The sequence below is a fragment of the Pseudomonas sp. LB3P93 genome, assembly GCF_054898025.1.
Genome location: NZ_CM142713.1, coordinates 819,895 through 837,306, shown reverse-complemented (window position 1 = coordinate 837,306; position 17,412 = coordinate 819,895). Strand labels below are relative to the sequence as shown.

Sequence of the window (17,412 nt, the reverse complement as noted above, 5' to 3'; positions counted from 1 at the left end):
GGTGTTGATTTACATGCAGATCGCGTTGGTAAACACCAACCGGTTACCGAACGGATCACTGATGGTCATGTCCTGGCTTCCCCAGGGCATGGCCTGGATCTGCGGGTGGGAAAACGGATATTCCTTGGCCAGCAGTTGCTGCTGAAATGCCTCAAGTTCGTCGGTCTCGATCCGCAACGCCGAACCCGGCGTGCTGTCGCCATGGTGTTCGGACAGGTGCAGCACGCATTCGCCACGGGAGACTTGCAGGTACAACGGGAAATTCGCTTCGAAGCGATGCTGCCAGTCGACGGTGAATCCCAGGAAGTCGATGTAGAACTCCAACGCCTTGGTTTCGTCGAAAATCCGCAGGATCGGGGTGGTTTTGCCGAAGCTCATGGGGTTGCTCCCTGACTGAAAAGACACCCATTGTAGTTGGGCTGGATGTCAGCGCTTCGGCTTGGCGATGGCTTTCTTTAATTGCAATGTGCTACTACGCGAAGCAGTTCAAAAAGATTTGTCGACTGGCTGATCGCTTTCGCCGGCAAGCCTGGCTCCTACAGGGGATTGTGGAGGCTCTGAAAACCCGCGCGCAGATCCCCTTCCCTTGCCAGAAAACGCCCTTCCCGTTTGCCGTTCGCCTGGCCTTCGCTGTAACTCAATACCCCGTTGACCCACACACCCTCAATCCCCTCCGCCGCCCGTTGCGGGTCATTGAAGTCCGCCACGTCGCGAATGGTCAGCGGGTCGAACAACACCAGATCCGCCCAGTGTCCTTCACGAATTTCACCCCGTTCCTTCAAGCCGAAACGCGCCGCCGACAGCCCGGTCATTTTGTGCACGGCGGTGTGCAGCGGAAACAGCCCGACGTCGCGACTGAAATGCCCAAGCACCCGTGGGAAGGCACCCCACAGGCGCGGATGCGGGAACGGGTCTTCCGGCAAGCCGTCAGACCCCACCATCGACAACGGATGAGCGAGGATTCTTCGCACATCGGACTCGTCCATTCCGTAGTACACCGCGCCGGCCGGTTGCAGTCGGCGGGCCGCTTCGAGCAGCGGCACGTTCCATTCGGCGGCGATGTCCATCAGGTCGCGACCGCCCAGCTCCGGGTGCGGTGTGGACCAGGTGATGGTGATGCGATGAGCATCGGTGACTTGCTTGAGGTCCAGCGTCGAAGAGCTCGCCGCGTAGGGATAACAATCGCAGCCCACCGGATGAGTTTTTGCAGCCTCCTCAAGCGAAGCCAGCAGTTGCGGACTGCGCCCCCAGTTGCCGGCCCCCGCGCATTTGAGGTGGGAAATGATCACCGGGGATTTTGCATGCCGGCCGATCTGGAACGCTTCGTCCATGGCCTCCAGCACCGGTTCGAATTCGCTGCGCAAATGGGTGGTGTACACCGCGCCGAATGCCGTCAGTTCTTCGGTCAGTTGCATCACTTCATCGGTGGACGCCGAGAACGCGCTGGCGTAGGCCAGACCGGTGGATAAGCCCAGGGCGCCGGCCTCCAGACTTTCGCGCAGTTGCTCGCGCATCGCGCTGATTTCATCCGCCGTGGCGGTACGAAAAAGGTCGTCGAGGTGGTTGCTGCGCAACGCGGTGTGGCCCACCAGTGCGGCGACGTTCAGCGTGGTGTTCGCCGCTTCGACCGCTGCACGGTAATCACGGAAGGTCGGATAAACAAAGGCCGCCGAGGTGCCAAGCAGGTTCATCGGATCTGGCGGATCACCGCGCAAACTCACCGGCGACGCGCTGATTCCGCAGTTGCCGACGATCACCGTGGTCACGCCCTGGCTGAGCTTGGGCAGCATCTGCGGCTGACGAATCACCACCGTGTCGTCGTGGGTGTGCACATCGATAAAACCAGGTGCCAGCACACGGCCGGCGGCGTCGATTTCTTCGCGGGCGGTGGCATCGTGCAAGTCGCCAATGCGCTCGATGCGGCCATTCAGAATCGCCACATCGGCGGGATAACCGGGCGCGTTGCTGCCGTCGATGATCAGGGCGTTGCGGATCAGCGTGTCGTACATCATGTCAGTCTCCCAGCGGCAAGTGATCGTCGCCGCCGCGGTAATCGTCGAGGGCGAGTTTGATCCGCCGCAGACGTTCTTGATTGTCTTCAGGATTGGCCAGCGCCAGCTCGGTGGCAAGCACGTCGATGGCCAGCAGCATGCCGTAGCGCGCCGCCGTGGGTTTGTAGATGAACGAGGTCTCGACGCCTTGCAGCGGCAGCAGCACATCCGCCAATTGCGCCAGCGGCGAATCGGCGCGGGTGATGGCGATAATCCGTGCACCGTAGTTGCGGGCCAGTTCGACGGCTTCGATGAGTTCGGGGGTGATGCCGGTCAGCGAGCAGGCAATCACGGCGCGTTCGGCATCGAGGCTGGCGGCGGTGACGCGCATCATCACCGGGTCGTGGCACGCCGCAATCGGGTAGCCGAATCGCACAAGCCGCACTTGCAGTTCATCGCTGCACAAGGTCGAGCAACCGCCCATGCCGAATGCATGAATCATCCGCGCCTTGCCCAGCAGTTTCACCGCATCGGCAAAACGCGACTCGTCGAACGCCGACAAATGCTGACGCAAGGTCGACTCGATATCGCCGACGATTTGCCCATAAAACGCCGATTGGTCAGGCGTGCCCGCCGGGTCGAGGAAACGGCTGCCGACGCCGCTGGCCTGGGCCAGTTGCAGGCGCAGATCGCGCAGGTCGCGACAGCCCACCGTGCGGGCAAACCGCGACAGCGTGGCAGTGCTGACCTCCGCTCGCTGCGCCAGCTCATCGAGGCTGGCGGCGGAGGCAAAACCTACGTCGTCGAGCATCAGCCGCGCAATGCGTCCTTCACCGGCACTGAAGGAATCCTGGCGGGCGCGGATCTGATAGAGGATGTCCATGGCAGGCGGCTCCGGTTAAATCAGGTAAGAAAGACCCACGGTCAGCGCGAAAGCGACCACCGAAATAATGGTCTCGAGCACAGTCCAGGTCTTGAAGGTCTGGGTGACGGTCATGTTGAAGTATTCCTTGATCAACCAGAAGCCGCCGTCGTTGACGTGGGAAAAGATAACCGACCCGGCGCCGGTCGCCAGCACCAGCAACTCTGGATGCGGATAACCCAGACCGATGGCCACCGGCGCTACGATTCCCGAGGCGGTGGTCATCGCCACCGTGGCGGACCCGGTGGCGATGCGCATCAACGCGGCAAACAGCCAGCCCATGAGCAGCGGCGACAGGTGAAAGACCTGGGCCAGGCTGACGATCTGATCGGTGACCCCGGCGTCCACCAGAATCCGGTTCAACCCGCCGCCGGCACCCACCAGCAAGGTGATGCTGGCGGTTGGCGCCAGGCATTCGTTGGTGAATTTGAGGATCGATTCGCGGTTGAAACCCTGGGCGAGGCCGAGGGTCCAGAAACTCAGCAACGTCGCCAGCAGCAGCGCAATCACCGAGTTGCCGATGAACAACAAGAACTGGTTGAAACCGCTGCCCGGCGTGGAAATCAGGTTGGCCCAGCCGCCGATCAGCATCAGCACCACCGGCAACAAAATGGTCGCCATGGTGATGCCGAATCCCGGCAGGCTATCGCGCGGTTCGCGGTCGAGGAACTGGCGTTCCAGCGGGTTTTCCGCCGGCAATTGAATGCGCGGCACGATGAACTTGGCGTACAACGGGCCGGCGATGATCGCGGTCGGAATGCCGATCAGAATCGCATAGAGCAAGGTCTGCCCCACCGACGCCCCATACACCTGCACTGCCAGCATCGCCGCCGGGTGCGGCGGCACCAGCGCATGGACCACCGAGAGACCGGCAACCATCGGCAAGCCGACCATCAGGATCGACACCCCAACCCGTCGCGCCACGGTAAAGGCGATCGGCACCAGCAACACAAAACCGACCTCGAAGAACAGCGGCAACCCGACCAGGAAGGCGATGCACACCATGGCCCAGTGCGCGTTCTTCTCGCCGAACCGGTCGATCAAGGTCCGCGCTACCTGCTCGGCGCCACCGGACTCGGCCATCATCTTGCCGAGCATCGTGCCCAGCGCCACCACCAGCGCAATGTGCCCCAGGGTCTTGCCGACCCCGGCCTCGTACGCACCGACCACGCCGGACGGCGGCATGCCGGCGAGCAGCGCCAGGCCGATGGACACCAGGGTGATCACGATGAAGGGATTGAGTCGGTAACGGGCGATCAGAACGATCAGCGCAATAATGGCGATGGCGGCATACACCAGCAGCCAATAGCCGAAGGACAGGGTCATGCGGTACTCCTCGAAAGGGTCACGTCGAAAGTTTTGTGAAACTCTTAAAACATTTCGAGGCGTGAAACTCAAACGAGGTGAAAGTTATTTTCGTGGAGGGATAAGGGATGTCGCGCAGAGGCATGCAAGGTCGGTGGATATGAAAATCAGGCAGGCGGATTTACATCATCTTCACGCTGATCGTTCCCACGCTCTGCGTGGGAATGCAGCCCGGGACGCTCAGCGTCCCAAAAAGCGGACGCGGAGCGTCCGTTGAGGCATTCCCACGCGGACGGTTCGACGCCTCGACGTGGGAACGATCGGCGGGAAGACGTTCAGTCGTGATTCACGCGAGCACGCTTGAGCAGTTTCTTGCAGCGCTCGGACAAGTGCAGCACGCGCAAATGCTTGCCGGCCTTGGCGTAGCGTTCACGCAGCGTCTTGAGCGCGGCGATGGCCGAGTAGTCGACAAAGCTCAGGTGACGGCAGTCGATGGTCACGACAGGCGGATCGTTGGCGGGATCAAATTGATTGAGAAAAGGCGCGGTCGAGGCAAAGAACAGCGTGCCGTGCAGGTGATAGAACTTGCTGCCATCGGCCTCGATATGAGCGTCGGCATACAGCTCGCGGGCCTGCTGCCAGGCAAAATTGAGCGCCGCAATGATGATCCCGCACAGCACGGCGGTGGCCAGATCGGTGAACACCGTGATGACCGTGACCGCAACGATCACCAAGACATCGTTCAGCGGCACCTTGTTCACCACCCTTAACGAAGCCCAGGCAAACGTCTGTTGCGACACCACAAACATCACGCCAACCAGTGCGGCCAACGGGATGCGCTCGATCAGCGGCGACAGAAACAAAATGAACAGCAGAATCAGCACCCCGGCCACCACACCGGACAACCGCCCACGACCACCGGAACTGAGGTTGATGACGGTCTGGCCGATCATCGCGCAGCCACCCATGCCACCAAACACGCCGGAGACCATGTTGGCCGCGCCCAACGCCACACACTCACGATCCGGGAAGCCACGGCTCTCGGTGATCTCGTCGGTGAGGTTCAGGGTCAGCAAGGTTTCCAGCAGACCGACCAGCGCCATCAAGATCGCGTAGGGCGCAATGACGCGCAGGGTGTCCAGGTTCCACGGAATGTCTGGCAGCGCAAACGTCGGCAAGCCGCCGGCGATATGCGCCATGTCGCCCAAGGTGCGCGTCGGCAGACCGAGCAGGAAAACTGCCAGCCCGACACCCAAGATCGCCACCAGCGCCGGCGGCACGGCACGCGTCAGGCGCGGCAGCAGATAAACGATCGCCATCGTCAGCACCACCAACCCGGTCATCATGTACAACGGCATGCCGCTGAGCCAGTCGTCACCCCTTTTGAAGTGTTCGAGTTGGGCCAGCGCAATGATGATCGCCAGGCCGTTGACGAAGCCGAGCATCACCGGGTGCGGCACCATCCGCACCAGTTTGCCCAGCCTCAGCAACCCGAACGCCAGCATGATCAAGCCACCGAGCAACACCGTCGCGAGCAAATACTGAACACCGTGTTGCACCACCAGCGCGACGATCACCACCGCCATCGAACCGGCTGCACCGGACACCATCCCCGGCCGTCCGCCGAAGAGCGCGGTCAGGGTGCAAATGATGAAAGCGCCGTAAAGCCCCATCAGCGGATTGAGGTGAGCCACCAGCGCGAAGGCAATGCATTCGGGTAGCAGGGCGAAAGACGTGGTGAGTCCGGCCAGGACATCGGCGCGCAGACGTTTTGGTTTCATGGAGACCGGACACAGCAGGGAAAGAGGGAGCGGATGTTACGGAATTGAGGGCGGCCCGGCCAGTTGTCGGGTTGCCGAAAACGCAATCGCGGGCAAGCCACGCTCCCACAGGATTTGTGTCGTTCGCCAGTTTCGGGGACGACATAAATCCTGTGGGAGCGTGGCTTGCCCGCGAAGAACGATGACGCGGTTTAAGGCGAACTCAAACCATTTCGTCACGAATCCATTCAACTACCGACGTCCGCTTCGGTGCCCAGCCCAGCAATTCACGCGCATGCTTGCCGCGAACCCGGCTGTTGGAGCCCAAACCATAATTGGCCATTTCATAACCCCATTCGGCTTCTGCTTCTTTCAAAGGCCAGTCTTGCGCCTTGCCGAGCTTCAAGGCCTCAGCCATGGCGGTGGTCATGTCGATGAACGACGCCTCACCGCTTTCGACGAAGTAGAACGTGCCCGGTACGTTTTTGCTCAGCGCCAGCAGATACAGGGACACCACGTCTTCGATGTGTACGTTGGACCAGATGTTCTGGCCCGTGCCGACATGGCGCACCACGCCGCTTTTACGCGCCTGTTTCAGCAAACGCGGCAGCTGCACGCTGTCGCGATTGACGCCCAGGCTGTGGCCGTAAATCAGGGTGTTGCAAATGACGGCCGAGTTCACGCCGTCCTTCGCCGCCGCGAGGATCAGGTTGTCGATGGCCACGCGGGCAGCCTTGTCGACAGTTGGCTCCGGCAGGTTGTCTTCGAAGTAGATAACGTCGCTGGATTTGCCGCCCGACGCATCGCCGACGATGCTCGAACCGCTGGTGTGCAGGAAGACTTTGTTGGCGCCGCGCAAGGCACTGAGCAAGGCTTCCACCGCGCCACGATGGTCGCTGCTGGCGGCGTTGATCACGGCATCGGCAGCGCGAGCCTGTTCGGCCAATAGTGCGCTGTCGTCAAGAGTGCCGATCACCGGAATGATGCCCAGTGCGCTCAGTTCAGTGGCTTGTTCGGCGTTGCGAACCAGACCGGTGACCGTATGGCCCGCACGGACGAGACCGGTGGCGATGGAGCCGCCGATGAATCCAGCGGCGCCGGTAACGAATACGTTCATGGAGAAACTCCCTGCGTGAATAAGTGATGCATTGAGTATCGAGGACCGTCCCGTGGCGAAACAGACCCGCTGACCCAAATCACTCTTGCGCAGAAGTCACGAATCAGCCTTTGAAGTCCGCATTCGCATAAGCCGCCAATTTGCCCTGGATGAAGTCCAGGAAGCACTGGATCCGCAGGGCAAGTTGCGAGTTTCGGTAATACACCGCGTTGATCGGCTGGCGATAGCCGCTGTTGAAATCCGCCAGCAGCACCTTCAATCGCCCTGCACGAATGTCGTCGATCGTCATGAAGTGCGACAGGCAGGCAATGCCCTGGCCTTCCAGCGCCAGGTGCCGGATCGTCTCGCCGCTGGAAGCGCTGATCGACGCCTGAATCGGCCAACGATCACCGTGCACATACCGCAGCGGCCACTGGTTGAGGCCCTCGTTCTGGGTAAAGCCCAACAACGCATGCCCGGTCAGATCCGCAACAGCCGTCGGCGTGCCGTGTTGCTCAAGGTACGCCGGGCTGGCGACGATGTGCAGCGGGCTGCAACCCAGCGAGCGTGCGTGCAGGGTCGAGTCGGCCAGTGTGCCGATGCGGATGGCGATGTCGGTGCTTTGTTCGAGCAAGTCGATGATCAGGTCGTTGCTGTTGAGTTCGAGCTGGATGTCCGGGTAGAGGCGGCGGAACTCGTCGATGTACGGCACGATGGCGTGCAGCATGAACGGCGACGCGGCGTTGATCCGCAGACGCCCGGACGGGGTTTGCTGGCGTGAGGTCAGGCGTTCTTCGAGCTCGTCCATCTGATCGAGAATCAGCTTGGCGTGTTCAAAGAAATACTTGCCCTCCTCCGTCAGGTCCATGCGCCGCGTGGTGCGGTTGATCAGGGTGGTATCGAGCTTGGCCTCCAGCCGAGACAGCGTGCGGCTGACCGCCGAAGGCGTTTGCCCGACCTGTTCGGCCGCCGCGGAGATCGACCCGCACTCAATCACGCAGACGAAAATCTGCAACTCATCGGATCTGGCTTTCACGGGCGTCCCTTATCGATCATTCAGCGCAGCTCTACTGTACAGAGGAAATCCAATGTGGCGAGGGAGCTTGCTCCCGCTGGTGCGCGAAGCGGACCCAAAACCAGCCAACGCGGTGGTTCATGCAGTCCGCGTCGACTGGTTTGACGACGGCTTCGCCGCCGAGCGGGAGCAAGCTCCCTCGCCACAAATCAGCGTCCGCTCAAGGCATCGATAGTAGCCGAGCCTTAAGGCTTGAGGCCAAACACCTCGGTCAAATGCTGTTCATAGCGTGTGACATCACCCTCGATGTTCGGACGTTTCATGACATCGACCGCCAGGAAGGTCGGCAAACCAGTCATGCCGAGGAATTCATTGGCCTTGTGAAACGGGAAATACACCGCGTCCACGCCCTTGCCTTCGAAGAAGTCGGTCGGGTCGTCGAAGGCTTGCTGCGGCGCGTTCCAGGTCAGCGACAACATGTATTGCTTACCGTGCACCAATCCACCACTGCCGTACTTTTGCGAGGCGTCGGAACGGGTGCGGCCGTCGCTGGCGTAGAGGCTGCCGTGACCTTCGGTGAACACTTCGTCGATGTACTTCTTCACGGTCCACGGCGCGCCCATCCACCAGCCGGGCATTTGATAAATGATCACGTCGGCCCAGAGGAACTTGGCGACTTCTTCGGCAACGTCGTAACCCTCGTCGATGAAGGTGGCTTTGACATCGACGCCGCCACGATCCAGCACGCTCAGCGCGGCTTCATGCAGGGTGGTGTTGTAGCGGCCATCGGAGTGGGCGAACTTTTTGCCGCCATTGAGCAACAGGACTTTTTTCATGGGGATTCTCGGAAGTTTGGAATTCGATGACGGCAGAGTAGCGATCTGCCTCGCGCGGAATAAGCGTCGAATTCGCAAAATTCATTTGACTAATACGCACGAATCGACACGCGATTGTTGCCATAGACTTGCGCCGATTCTGAACTTGAGGAGATTTCTGATGAGTGAAATGCAAGGCTTCATTCTGCACGCCAAGACCCGCCCGGAAAGATCCGACGCCTTCGAAGCGTTTTTCAGCGGCTACGTAGAAGCCAGTCGCGCCGAGCCCGGCTGCATCGAGTACCACATGCTGCGCGACAAACAGGACCCGACGCTGTTTATCTTCTACGAGATCTGGCAGTCCCAGGAACATCTCGACGTGCACTCGAACCTGCCGCACATGCAGCAGTTCCGTGGCATGCGCATGGAGTACCTGGAGCGGGATTTCGATATTCGCGCCATAGAAATGCTTAGCCCGTCTTCCGCTACCCGCTGATCAGCAAGTGGCCGCCGAGTACGCCGAGGCCGATGAAGAACACGCGCTTGAACAGCACGGCGCTGATCCGTTGGCGCAGCCATTGGCCTAGCAACATGCCGAGCACTGCCGGGATCAACGCCAGCACCGACGCACTCAACTCGCCACCGCCGAGGGCGCCGTGCCATAACAGGCCGGCAGCCAGGGCGAGGGTCGAGACGGTAAACGACAGGCCCAGCGCCTGCACCAGTTCATCTTTGCTCAAACCCAATGCTTGCAGGTATGGCACCGCCGGAATCACGAAGACGCCGGTGGCTGATGTGATAACGCCTGTCAGCACGCCGCACAGCGGACCGAGCCTGCGTTCGGTGTGACTGCTGACACGCAAGGTCGGCAGGAATAAACCGCTCAACGCGTAAAGCAACAGCGCCCCTCCCAACGCCCGCACCACCCAATGACCTCCGGCCATGCCGATCCACACCGTGCCCGCCGCGGTGCCGATGAAGATCGCCACTAGCATTGGCCACAACCGTTTGATCAAACCAAGTAAATGCCCGCCGAATGCCAGTTGCCAGACATTGGTGAGGGTGGCCGGAATGATCAACAGCGCGGCAGCCTGCGACGGTGCCATAGCCAGACCGAGCAGGCCCATGGCGATGGTTGGCAGGCCGAGGCCGATGACGCCTTTGATCATGCCGGCCAGTAAAAAGGTGGCGATGACCAGCAGAGAAAGGGTAAGACCAAGGTTTTGATAGAACGCGGCGAGAGTATTCATGGGGCTATCGTGAGCCTGGATTGGCCGATTGAAAATCTGCCATATACTGAGGCTGCCTCTTGTCTGGATAGAGGCTTGGACTTTGATCGTTCCCACGCTCTGCGTGGGAATGCAGCCCGTGACGCTCCGCGTCACATGCCGAAGCGCACGCGGAGCGTCCATTGAGGCATTCCCACGCAGAGCATGGGAACGATCTTCGGGACACTGTATGCACTTCGACCTGACCGACCTGCGCCTCTACCTGAACATCCTCGACACCGGCAACATCACCGCCGGTGCCGCCCGCAGCCATTTATCCCTGGCGGCAGCGAGTGCGCGCATCCGCTCGATGGAATCTTCGCTCGGCATCGAATTCCTGGACCGCGGTCGTCGCGGTGTCACGCCGACACCGGCAGGCAACGCCCTGGCGAAACACGCCCGAGCACTGTTGCAACAAGCCGAGCGCATGCAACAGGACCTGGCCGAATACGCCAAGGGCGTCAAAGGTCAGGTGCGGTTGCTGTGCAACACCACGGCGATCACTGAATACTTGCCGGAGTTGCTCGCCGACTTTCTGCGCGAACATCGGAATCTCGACATCGACCTTCAGGAGTTGCCCAGCGCCCGCATCACCCATGCGTTGCGTCAGGGGGCGGCTGACCTCGGGATCGTGTCCGACGCGGTGGACACTGATGATCTGCAAACCCGGCCGTTTCGCGATGACCCGCTGGTGTTGATCCTGCCTTCTGACCATCCTCTGGCAGAACAACCGTCACTGACCTTCGCCGACACCTTGAGCCATGACTATGTGGCGCTGGGCGCCAGCAGTGCATTGGCGATCCACCTGGAAGAACAGGCCTTGCACATTGGCCAGCGCATGGCGATCCGCATTCGCGCCGACGGCTTCGATGGGGTCATTCGCATGGTCGCTCGCGGCGCAGGGCTGGCCATCGTGCCGCGGATGGCCATTGAGCGCTGGCCGCAGGTAAAAGCGGTCACGATCCGGTCTCTTCCAGAAGACTGGGCCAACCGCACACTGAAAATCTGTGCCCGCGACTTCGACAGCCTGCCCGGTTACGCCCGGGCCTTGCTGGAGGCGCTGACGCCGAGAACGCCTTGACTCTACCGTTAGGGGCAGACTCTATGCTGCGGGCTTCATTTCAGGAGTACACGCGATGAGCAAACGAATGCTCGTGATTCTGGGTCACCCCTCCACCGACAGCTTCTGCGGGGCGCTGAGCGAAACATACGTCCAGGCCGCCAAAGATGCCGGTCATGACGTGCGTCTGCTGCGTCTGGATGCGCTGGACTTCGATCCGGTCTTGCATGAGGGCTATCACACCATCCAGCCGCTGGAGCCGGACCTGTTGCAAGCCCAGGCCGATATCACCTGGGCCGAACACCTGACGTTCGTTTATCCGATCTGGTGGGGCGGGATACCGGCCTTGATGAAAGGCTTTCTCGACCGCATTTTCCTGCCCGGTTTTGCCTTCAAATACCGTGAGGGCAAGGCCTTCCCCGACAAACTGCTCAAGGGCCGGACCGCGCATCTGCTGGTGACCATGGACACGCCGCCCTGGTATTACAAATGGGTTTATCGCATGCCCGGCCTGCACCAGATGCGCAAGACGACCCTGGAGTTCTGCGGCATCAAGCCGTTGAAGACCCTGACTTTCGGGCCGATCCTGGGTTCCAAGCCGACCCAGCGCGACGCCTGGCTGGAGCAGGCCCGGGTCACCGCCGGCAGCTGACGTACCCCTCGTTGTTTGCTGGCGACGCGCTCGACGTCGTCAGCCTCCCCACGCCCCCTTCAAACGATCGTTCGTCGCTTGTGCGTGTCATTTACGCACAGCTGCAACCTTTGAATGTTATTCACTATATTATTCCCTCCGATCAGGCATGAGGTCTGGTCGCGCTAGGCCCTGTTTGATCATCGAGACGGATCTTTATGTATATCGGCAAAGCCGCCCAGCTGTCGGGCACCACAGTCAAAAGCATTCGCCATTACGAAGAAATCGGCCTGTTGCCCGAGCCCAAGCGTGAAGGCAAATACCGTATCTACAGCCAGCAGAGTGTCGAGGTATTGACGTTCATCAAGTGCGCCCAGCAACTGGGTTTCAAGCTCAAAGAGCTGCAGGTGATGTTGAACAACTACCACGGTGATGAATTCCCGTGGGACATGGCGCAAAAAGCGATCGCCGAAAAAAAGGCCGAGCTGGTCTCCCAGATCGGCGCTCTCAAGCAATTGCACGACGGCCTCGAAGAATTCGAAAACAACCTCAACGATGCCCGAGAGGAATGTCAGTTCGAGCGCATCGCCCGCTATGGCGAAAAAAACCCAAGCAATACACTGAACTGAATACTCTGCTTCGCTGGATAAACCGGCTCGCAGGCCACCTGGGCGCCTGCGGTGCCGGTCGTCAAGTCAGCTCAAGGCGGGTTTTCCCACGGATCGATCTTGTCCCGGCACCGGCGCGACCGGAACAATCGCCGCGAAGAACCACGGCGACACCAGCGTCACCAGCAGAATGGTCATGACACCGCTGGAAAACAGCGCCATCGCGACCAGCGCGCCCAGATCGACAATCGGCTTGAAGTCGGAAAACAGCAGCGCCATGAAGCCCACGGAGAAAATCACCACGTTGACCACAGTCGAACGGCCGACGCTGTGCATCGCCTGCAAAATGGCTGCATCGATATGAATCCCTTGCTCCACCAGCAGTTTGATCCGTGACAGCAAGTGCACCGCGTAATCGACCACGCCGACCACCAGGAACGTCACCAGCGTCGTGCCGATGTTCAGCTCGATGCCGAACAGGAACATGAAGCCATAGACCGTCACCGAAGTGGTCAACAAGGTGAGCATGCCGAGAACGCCCAACCGTACCGACTTGAGCCAATACATCATCATCAGCGTGACCACCACCAATGCCAGGGAAAAACTCAGGACCTGACCCTGGGTGATTTCCTGCAACACACCGGTCCAGATCAACGGCGTGCCGGCGTGCGTCACTTCGAGGTTGGCCGGTTTGTTCACCAGCAACCAGGCATCGAGCCGATCCAGCATGCCCTGGTAGTCGCTGGCCACCGATGACGTCATGGTGTACAGCGTCAGCGCCTTGGAATAGTCGGCGTTGAGCACGTTGTTGAGGTCCGAACCGCCACCGTTCTCGAACAGCATCACGTGTTGCTCGATCAGCGAATTACCCGGCACCTCGAACCGCTCGACCTGTCCCTCGTCATTGACCGACGTCACCTGCTCCAGCGCCTGGGGCACGCGCAAGTAGTCGGGGTTCATGTCGTTGAGCACCAGGTTCATGCGCTTGACGTAGGTGGCCAGGGAATAGCCGTAACTGACATGCGGTTGCTGCTTGATGAAGTGGTCGAGCTTGTCGATGAACTGCACCACCTCCGTGGTCAGCACGCCCCGCGGCTCTTTGCTGTCGATGGCGATCCAGCCCGGTGCCGTGCCCGCGACCTTGGCCTGGTTGATGAATTGGTCCGATACGCGGATATGACTCTCGGGCTTGAAGTAGGCGATGCCCGAGTCTTCGATATCGACACGGAAGGTGAACACCGTCATCAGGGCCAGTAACGGCAGGGTCACCATCAGGATCGGTTTGCGCCACTGAATCAGTCGCGCACAAAACGCCACCAGATAGCGCGAGATGATCGATTCCTTGTGCACCGCGGCCAGGGTTTTCGGGGTTTGATCCTTGCCCCAGATCGAGATCCAGGCCGGAATCAGCAACAGCGAAATGATCAGCGCAGCCGTCAGGCCGATGGACATGAACACGCCGAAATTGCGGATGCTGACAATGTTGTTGGTGGTGGAAATCATGAAGGTGGCAATGGTAGTCACCGTCGTCAACACCACCGGCACCACCATCAGCCGTTGCGTCTCGCGATTGGCTTCGCGGTTACTTTTACCGGCGTTTTTCTGCTCGTAATACTCGGCCATCACATGGATCGCATCCGAACAGCAAATGGTGAACAGAAACACCGGCAGTACGCTGGTCAGCAAGTCGAAAGGCACCCGCAACAGAGCCATCAGGCCGAGCGTCCAGATGGTGCAGAACAGAATATTGAACAGCGGCAACAGCACGCCCAGCGGTTTGCGGAAAAAGAAAATCAACAGCAGGGTGATCAGCAGAAAGACAATCGGAAACAGCACCGCCAGGTCATGGTCGATGATCTCCTGCTGGGCCGCGATGAAGATCGGCATGCCGGCGATGAATATCTCGTCCTTGAACTCGGGGTGCGCCGCCTGATAGTCCGCGACGATGCCACGCACAATCTGGTAGGCGCGCAGTTGCGCCTGGGCATCGTCTTGCTTGGTGCCCAACTCGGCCACCAGCATCGCGACTTTCTTGTCCTTGGAGACCACCCCGTCGACCATCAGCTCATTGCCCATGATCTGCGACTCGACCAGCGCCGGGTCCATGTCGTAGGCGTTGAGGGTCTTGTGGATCAGCAACTCGCCATCGCCGGTCAGTACGATGTTTTCCAGGTCGCCCATGGACGCCATCTCGCGGATCGGGTTGATTCGCTCGGCGAGAAAGCTCAGGAACAGCTGATCATGTGCATCCCAGTTCTGGCTTTGGGCGTAATCACGCAGGGCCTTGGCCTGGCCGTAGTCGTTCTGAGAAAAACCGTTCTCCAGAATGTCCCGCGCCAACAACTGCGCACGGCTGTCATCCGGATACCTGGCGACGATTTGCGCCAACTGCTCCTTGTCGGCGTCGTTGGCCAGGATCATCTTGCGCACCGATTGCGACATCGAAAACAGTGCGTTGAGGGTCGGCTTGTTGAACACCGTCTGCGGGTTGTTCAGCGCCACCATCACCGAGTCGAACGTGCCGGTGAACTCGCTTTGCAGATCGATGATGGTCTTGCGCGCCGGATGAGTTTCCTTGAGCAGATAAGGGTTGGTGTCGGAGATCAGCGCGCCCAGCGTATAGGTGAAATACGCCGTGACCGCCACCAGCAGGAAAACGATCGCCCGCGCATAGCGCTCGACGAAGTTCAGGTATCTTTCCATGAGCATGCGTTCCAGAGTCGTCAGGGTCGGCGCTTAGCGGGCAGACACGGCAAAGTCCGGCACGTCGCCGGTTTTCAGCCCGCGCTTGATCGCGGTCTGGGTGAACAAACGGTCTTCCAGTTGCACGTTGTATTGCAGATGGTTGAAGCGCATCTCTGAACGCGTGCCATCGATGAAGTGTTCGGTTTCGCTCAGCACGATGCTGTCGATCGAGTCGATGGTGTCGACCTTCTGTGTACGCATCTGCTTGACCAGTACGCCTTTGACGTCGAAGAAGTCCTGACGCATGACCAGGAAATTCTGCTTGTCGATCCACACTTTCAGTTTGTTGTAGCCGGTCTTGGCCAGCACCTCGGGCGATGCGGGCTCACGCTCGATCACGTAGCAGTCGCGGCCCTTGATCTGCTCTTCGCCGATCAGCGTCTGGGTGTAATCCTTGACCCGGACCTTGTCCAGGTCGGCATAGGAGTACTCACTGCCCATGAACGAACCGCGCTTGTCGGTGGTGGAAATCCGCCGCGTCTGACGGCTGACCGGCAAGTACATCCACTGGCTGTCTTCCAGGCCGAGGGTTTCGTGGGGGTTTTCGATATGAAAGGCCACGTCGCGCACGTCGGTGGGGGCGGAGAAATACATGCTGAATTTGTCGCTGTCCGGGTAATCCTTTTGCAAGTAGGTGAACTCGCGAACCCGGGTATTGCCCTTCTTGTCGTGGAGGATCAACGACACCTGGGACATGAAGCTTTTACCGTCATTGCGATCACGCACCTGGCGGATGATTTCGTCGGCATTCTTGCCGTCGGCGGCGGTGGCGCAGGCGCCGCTCAGGATTAGCGCGGCAACGGTCAGACTTTTGAATAGCGGCAACATGGGAACTTCCCTTTTCGTCAGATAAGTACGGTCGAGCCAAAGCGCCAGGGGCACGCAGGCGTCATGGGGTTAAAACAGGTAACCGGCGGACAGCCGCACTTGATCGCGGTTTTCGTACTCGCCGAAGGGTTTGTCGGGCTTGCCGAAGAACACATCCACTTCCAGCCCGAGCTTGATCCAGTCCACCGGTTTGTAGGTGAAGATGCCTTGCAACAGCGCATCGTCGTTAAACGGTGGCGAAGCGGCGACCACCAGCCGGCTCTTGAGTCGGTCCTGCCAATGGGTGCCTTCGGCCGACAGGGTGAACAGGTGCTCGCGCTTGTCCTGCAGCATGCCCTCCTGCCAGTCGAGCAGTTGCTGCTCCTGCCATTGCAGGGAAATCAGCCAGTCGCGTAGCAGGTAATCGACACCCAGCAACGACTTGACCATCGAGGTGCTGTCGGCGCCGTTGGCGCGGGTCGGGTTGGTTACCCGCCAGTTGTCGAACCAGGCAATTTCGCTGCGCACCACGATGCTGTGACCGGCGTCAATCGCCAGCCCTGCGCCGCCCATGGTGTAACGGGGAAACTGGCGCTCCAGCCGAGTGCGACCGTCATCGGCCAGGCCTTCGACGGCGTACACCGGGTCTTTCTGGCGGGCGTTCAGTGCGACGAAACTGGTGTCCACCGAACCGATCCGGCCGTTGGCGCTCAGGCCATACGAGTAGCCCTTGTCACCGTCGTAGCCGGGCTTGGAATCCAGCAGAAAGTACTGCGGGTCCGGCACGGCAAACAGCGGCGCGTCGAACTCGCTGCCCGACACCGGTGGCTGGTTTTTCACAAAGTCGGTGACCCACAATGCCTCCAGTTCCCACTCGCCCACCGGTTGCGCAAATCGCACCATGGGCACCGCGATCCGGCTGTCTTCCAGTAGCGGAGTCAGGCCATCGCGATAGTCCACCGGGTTGACCTGATCGAGCACCCGCAACTCATCGGCACGGCCCCAGACCACTTGCTGCCAACCGATGGTCACCTCGCCGTCGCCCACCGACTGGCCCCAGTACAAATGCCGCCAGTCGGCGTCGAAGCGGTATTTGTCCCGCGCCCGTTCGCTGTACGGATTGTTGCCGTCGTAACGGGCGTCGTAACGCACTCGCCCCTTGGCCTTGTAGTAACCGCCGTCCCAGTTGTCTTCCAGGTTGGCCTTGAAATACACGGCTTTCTGGGTGACCTGGTCGTCAGCGTGCAAGCGCAATGCGGTGGCCACGCCGACTTCGGCGTCGGCGTAATCCGGCTTGAGGTCATCGACCGTCAATTCAGCCAGCGCCGGCTGTGCGGCCATGCACGCCAAAACCGCCCACGTGGTGCGGCAGATGTGTGATCCGTGCAT

The 17,412-nt window shown here is 60.2% G+C and carries 16 protein-coding genes; 4 read left to right on the top strand and 12 right to left on the bottom strand.

Annotated features, from left to right (window positions below):
* Window positions 1-9 precede the first annotated feature (9 nt).
* The 8 genes from ACYZT8_RS03595 to ACYZT8_RS03560 all read right to left on the bottom strand — a co-directional run bounded on the left by ACYZT8_RS03595 (window position 10) and on the right by ACYZT8_RS03560 (window position 8,925).
* Window positions 10-378, bottom strand: coding sequence for a glyoxalase superfamily protein (locus tag ACYZT8_RS03595; RefSeq protein WP_461979309.1), 369 nt, complete (start codon window positions 376-378; stop codon window positions 10-12).
* A 158-nt stretch (window positions 379-536) separates the two neighbouring features.
* Window positions 537-2,012, bottom strand: coding sequence for an N-acyl-D-amino-acid deacylase family protein (locus tag ACYZT8_RS03590; protein ID WP_461979307.1), 1,476 nt, complete (start codon window positions 2,010-2,012; stop codon window positions 537-539).
* 1 nt (window position 2,013) lies between these two features.
* Entirely contained in the window at window positions 2,014-2,874 is an 861-nt protein-coding gene (locus tag ACYZT8_RS03585) for a MurR/RpiR family transcriptional regulator (protein WP_461979305.1), read from the bottom strand.
* Window positions 2,875-2,889: 15 nt separating this feature from the next.
* Complete coding sequence (locus ACYZT8_RS03580; RefSeq protein WP_461979303.1) at window positions 2,890-4,239, bottom strand: GntT/GntP/DsdX family permease; 1,350 nt, start codon at window positions 4,237-4,239, stop codon at window positions 2,890-2,892.
* Window positions 4,240-4,553: 314 nt separating this feature from the next.
* Window positions 4,554-5,999, bottom strand: a complete 1,446-nt coding sequence (locus ACYZT8_RS03575) for a SulP family inorganic anion transporter (RefSeq protein ID WP_461979299.1) — start codon at window positions 5,997-5,999, stop codon at window positions 4,554-4,556.
* A gap of 202 nt (window positions 6,000-6,201) precedes the next feature.
* On the bottom strand, window positions 6,202-7,095 hold the full coding sequence (locus ACYZT8_RS03570) for an NAD-dependent epimerase/dehydratase family protein (RefSeq protein WP_461979297.1): 894 nt from the start codon (window positions 7,093-7,095) through the stop codon (window positions 6,202-6,204).
* Window positions 7,096-7,198: 103 nt separating this feature from the next.
* Window positions 7,199-8,110 carry a LysR substrate-binding domain-containing protein gene (locus tag ACYZT8_RS03565; protein ID WP_461979295.1) on the bottom strand — a complete coding sequence of 304 codons (912 nt, stop codon included), beginning with the start codon at window positions 8,108-8,110 and terminating at the stop codon, window positions 7,199-7,201.
* Window positions 8,111-8,334: 224 nt separating this feature from the next.
* Window positions 8,335-8,925 (bottom strand): NAD(P)H-dependent oxidoreductase, encoded by a 591-nt coding sequence (locus ACYZT8_RS03560; RefSeq protein ID WP_461979293.1) that lies wholly within the window; start codon window positions 8,923-8,925, stop codon window positions 8,335-8,337.
* 160 nt (window positions 8,926-9,085) lie between these two features.
* On the opposite strand from ACYZT8_RS03560, the gene ACYZT8_RS03555 reads away from it, so the two are divergent.
* Complete coding sequence (locus ACYZT8_RS03555) at window positions 9,086-9,400, top strand: putative quinol monooxygenase (RefSeq protein ID WP_461979291.1); 315 nt, start codon at window positions 9,086-9,088, stop codon at window positions 9,398-9,400.
* On the opposite strand, the gene ACYZT8_RS03550 is transcribed toward ACYZT8_RS03555, so the two are convergent.
* On the bottom strand, window positions 9,390-10,154 hold the full coding sequence (locus ACYZT8_RS03550) for a sulfite exporter TauE/SafE family protein (protein WP_461979289.1): 765 nt from the start codon (window positions 10,152-10,154) through the stop codon (window positions 9,390-9,392). The two genes, ACYZT8_RS03555 and ACYZT8_RS03550, sit on opposite strands and share 11 nt — an antisense overlap.
* Window positions 10,155-10,362: 208 nt before the next feature.
* Between ACYZT8_RS03550 and ACYZT8_RS03545 the strand changes: the two genes are divergently transcribed.
* The 3 genes from ACYZT8_RS03545 (at window position 10,363) to ACYZT8_RS03535 (ending at window position 12,492) form a co-directional block, all read left to right on the top strand.
* Complete coding sequence (locus ACYZT8_RS03545; protein WP_461979287.1) at window positions 10,363-11,253, top strand: LysR family transcriptional regulator; 891 nt, start codon at window positions 10,363-10,365, stop codon at window positions 11,251-11,253.
* Between the two features lie 55 nt (window positions 11,254-11,308).
* Window positions 11,309-11,884 (top strand): NAD(P)H-dependent oxidoreductase, encoded by a 576-nt coding sequence (locus ACYZT8_RS03540; RefSeq protein WP_461979284.1) that lies wholly within the window; start codon window positions 11,309-11,311, stop codon window positions 11,882-11,884.
* 197 nt (window positions 11,885-12,081) lie between these two features.
* Window positions 12,082-12,492: a MerR family transcriptional regulator gene (locus tag ACYZT8_RS03535; RefSeq protein WP_461957122.1), complete on the top strand. Its 411-nt coding sequence runs from the start codon at window positions 12,082-12,084 to the stop codon at window positions 12,490-12,492.
* 66 nt (window positions 12,493-12,558) lie between these two features.
* Here ACYZT8_RS03535 and ACYZT8_RS03530 read toward each other — a convergent pair whose 3' ends face one another.
* From ACYZT8_RS03530 to ACYZT8_RS03520, 3 genes are all read right to left on the bottom strand, one after another.
* Complete coding sequence (locus tag ACYZT8_RS03530) at window positions 12,559-15,174, bottom strand: efflux RND transporter permease subunit (protein WP_461979282.1); 2,616 nt, start codon at window positions 15,172-15,174, stop codon at window positions 12,559-12,561.
* Between the two features lie 33 nt (window positions 15,175-15,207).
* The gene (locus tag ACYZT8_RS03525; protein ID WP_461979280.1) at window positions 15,208-16,044 is read right to left on the bottom strand and encodes an outer membrane lipoprotein-sorting protein; all 837 of its coding nucleotides are present in this window, start codon (window positions 16,042-16,044) and stop codon (window positions 15,208-15,210) included.
* Between the two features lie 69 nt (window positions 16,045-16,113).
* Entirely contained in the window at window positions 16,114-17,412 is a 1,299-nt protein-coding gene (locus tag ACYZT8_RS03520; RefSeq protein ID WP_461979278.1) for a DUF1302 domain-containing protein, read from the bottom strand.

Coding starts and splice junctions, on each gene's coding strand:
- ACYZT8_RS03595 (WP_461979309.1), bottom strand. CDS start 378: ATGAGCTTCGGCAAAACCACCCCGATCCTGCGGATTTTCGACGAAACC.
- ACYZT8_RS03590 (WP_461979307.1), bottom strand. CDS start 2,012: ATGATGTACGACACGCTGATCCGCAACGCCCTGATCATCGACGGCAGC.
- ACYZT8_RS03585 (WP_461979305.1), bottom strand. CDS start 2,874: ATGGACATCCTCTATCAGATCCGCGCCCGCCAGGATTCCTTCAGTGCC.
- ACYZT8_RS03580 (WP_461979303.1), bottom strand. CDS start 4,239: ATGACCCTGTCCTTCGGCTATTGGCTGCTGGTGTATGCCGCCATCGCC.
- ACYZT8_RS03575 (WP_461979299.1), bottom strand. CDS start 5,999: ATGAAACCAAAACGTCTGCGCGCCGATGTCCTGGCCGGACTCACCACG.
- ACYZT8_RS03570 (WP_461979297.1), bottom strand. CDS start 7,095: ATGAACGTATTCGTTACCGGCGCCGCTGGATTCATCGGCGGCTCCATC.
- ACYZT8_RS03560 (WP_461979293.1), bottom strand. CDS start 8,925: ATGAAAAAAGTCCTGTTGCTCAATGGCGGCAAAAAGTTCGCCCACTCC.
- ACYZT8_RS03555 (WP_461979291.1), top strand. CDS start 9,086: ATGAGTGAAATGCAAGGCTTCATTCTGCACGCCAAGACCCGCCCGGAA.
- ACYZT8_RS03550 (WP_461979289.1), bottom strand. CDS start 10,154: ATGAATACTCTCGCCGCGTTCTATCAAAACCTTGGTCTTACCCTTTCT.
- ACYZT8_RS03545 (WP_461979287.1), top strand. CDS start 10,363: ATGCACTTCGACCTGACCGACCTGCGCCTCTACCTGAACATCCTCGAC.
- ACYZT8_RS03540 (WP_461979284.1), top strand. CDS start 11,309: ATGAGCAAACGAATGCTCGTGATTCTGGGTCACCCCTCCACCGACAGC.
- ACYZT8_RS03535 (WP_461957122.1), top strand. CDS start 12,082: ATGTATATCGGCAAAGCCGCCCAGCTGTCGGGCACCACAGTCAAAAGC.
- ACYZT8_RS03530 (WP_461979282.1), bottom strand. CDS start 15,174: ATGGAAAGATACCTGAACTTCGTCGAGCGCTATGCGCGGGCGATCGTT.
- ACYZT8_RS03525 (WP_461979280.1), bottom strand. CDS start 16,044: ATGTTGCCGCTATTCAAAAGTCTGACCGTTGCCGCGCTAATCCTGAGC.
- ACYZT8_RS03520 (WP_461979278.1), bottom strand. CDS start 17,412: ATGCACGGATCACACATCTGCCGCACCACGTGGGCGGTTTTGGCGTGC.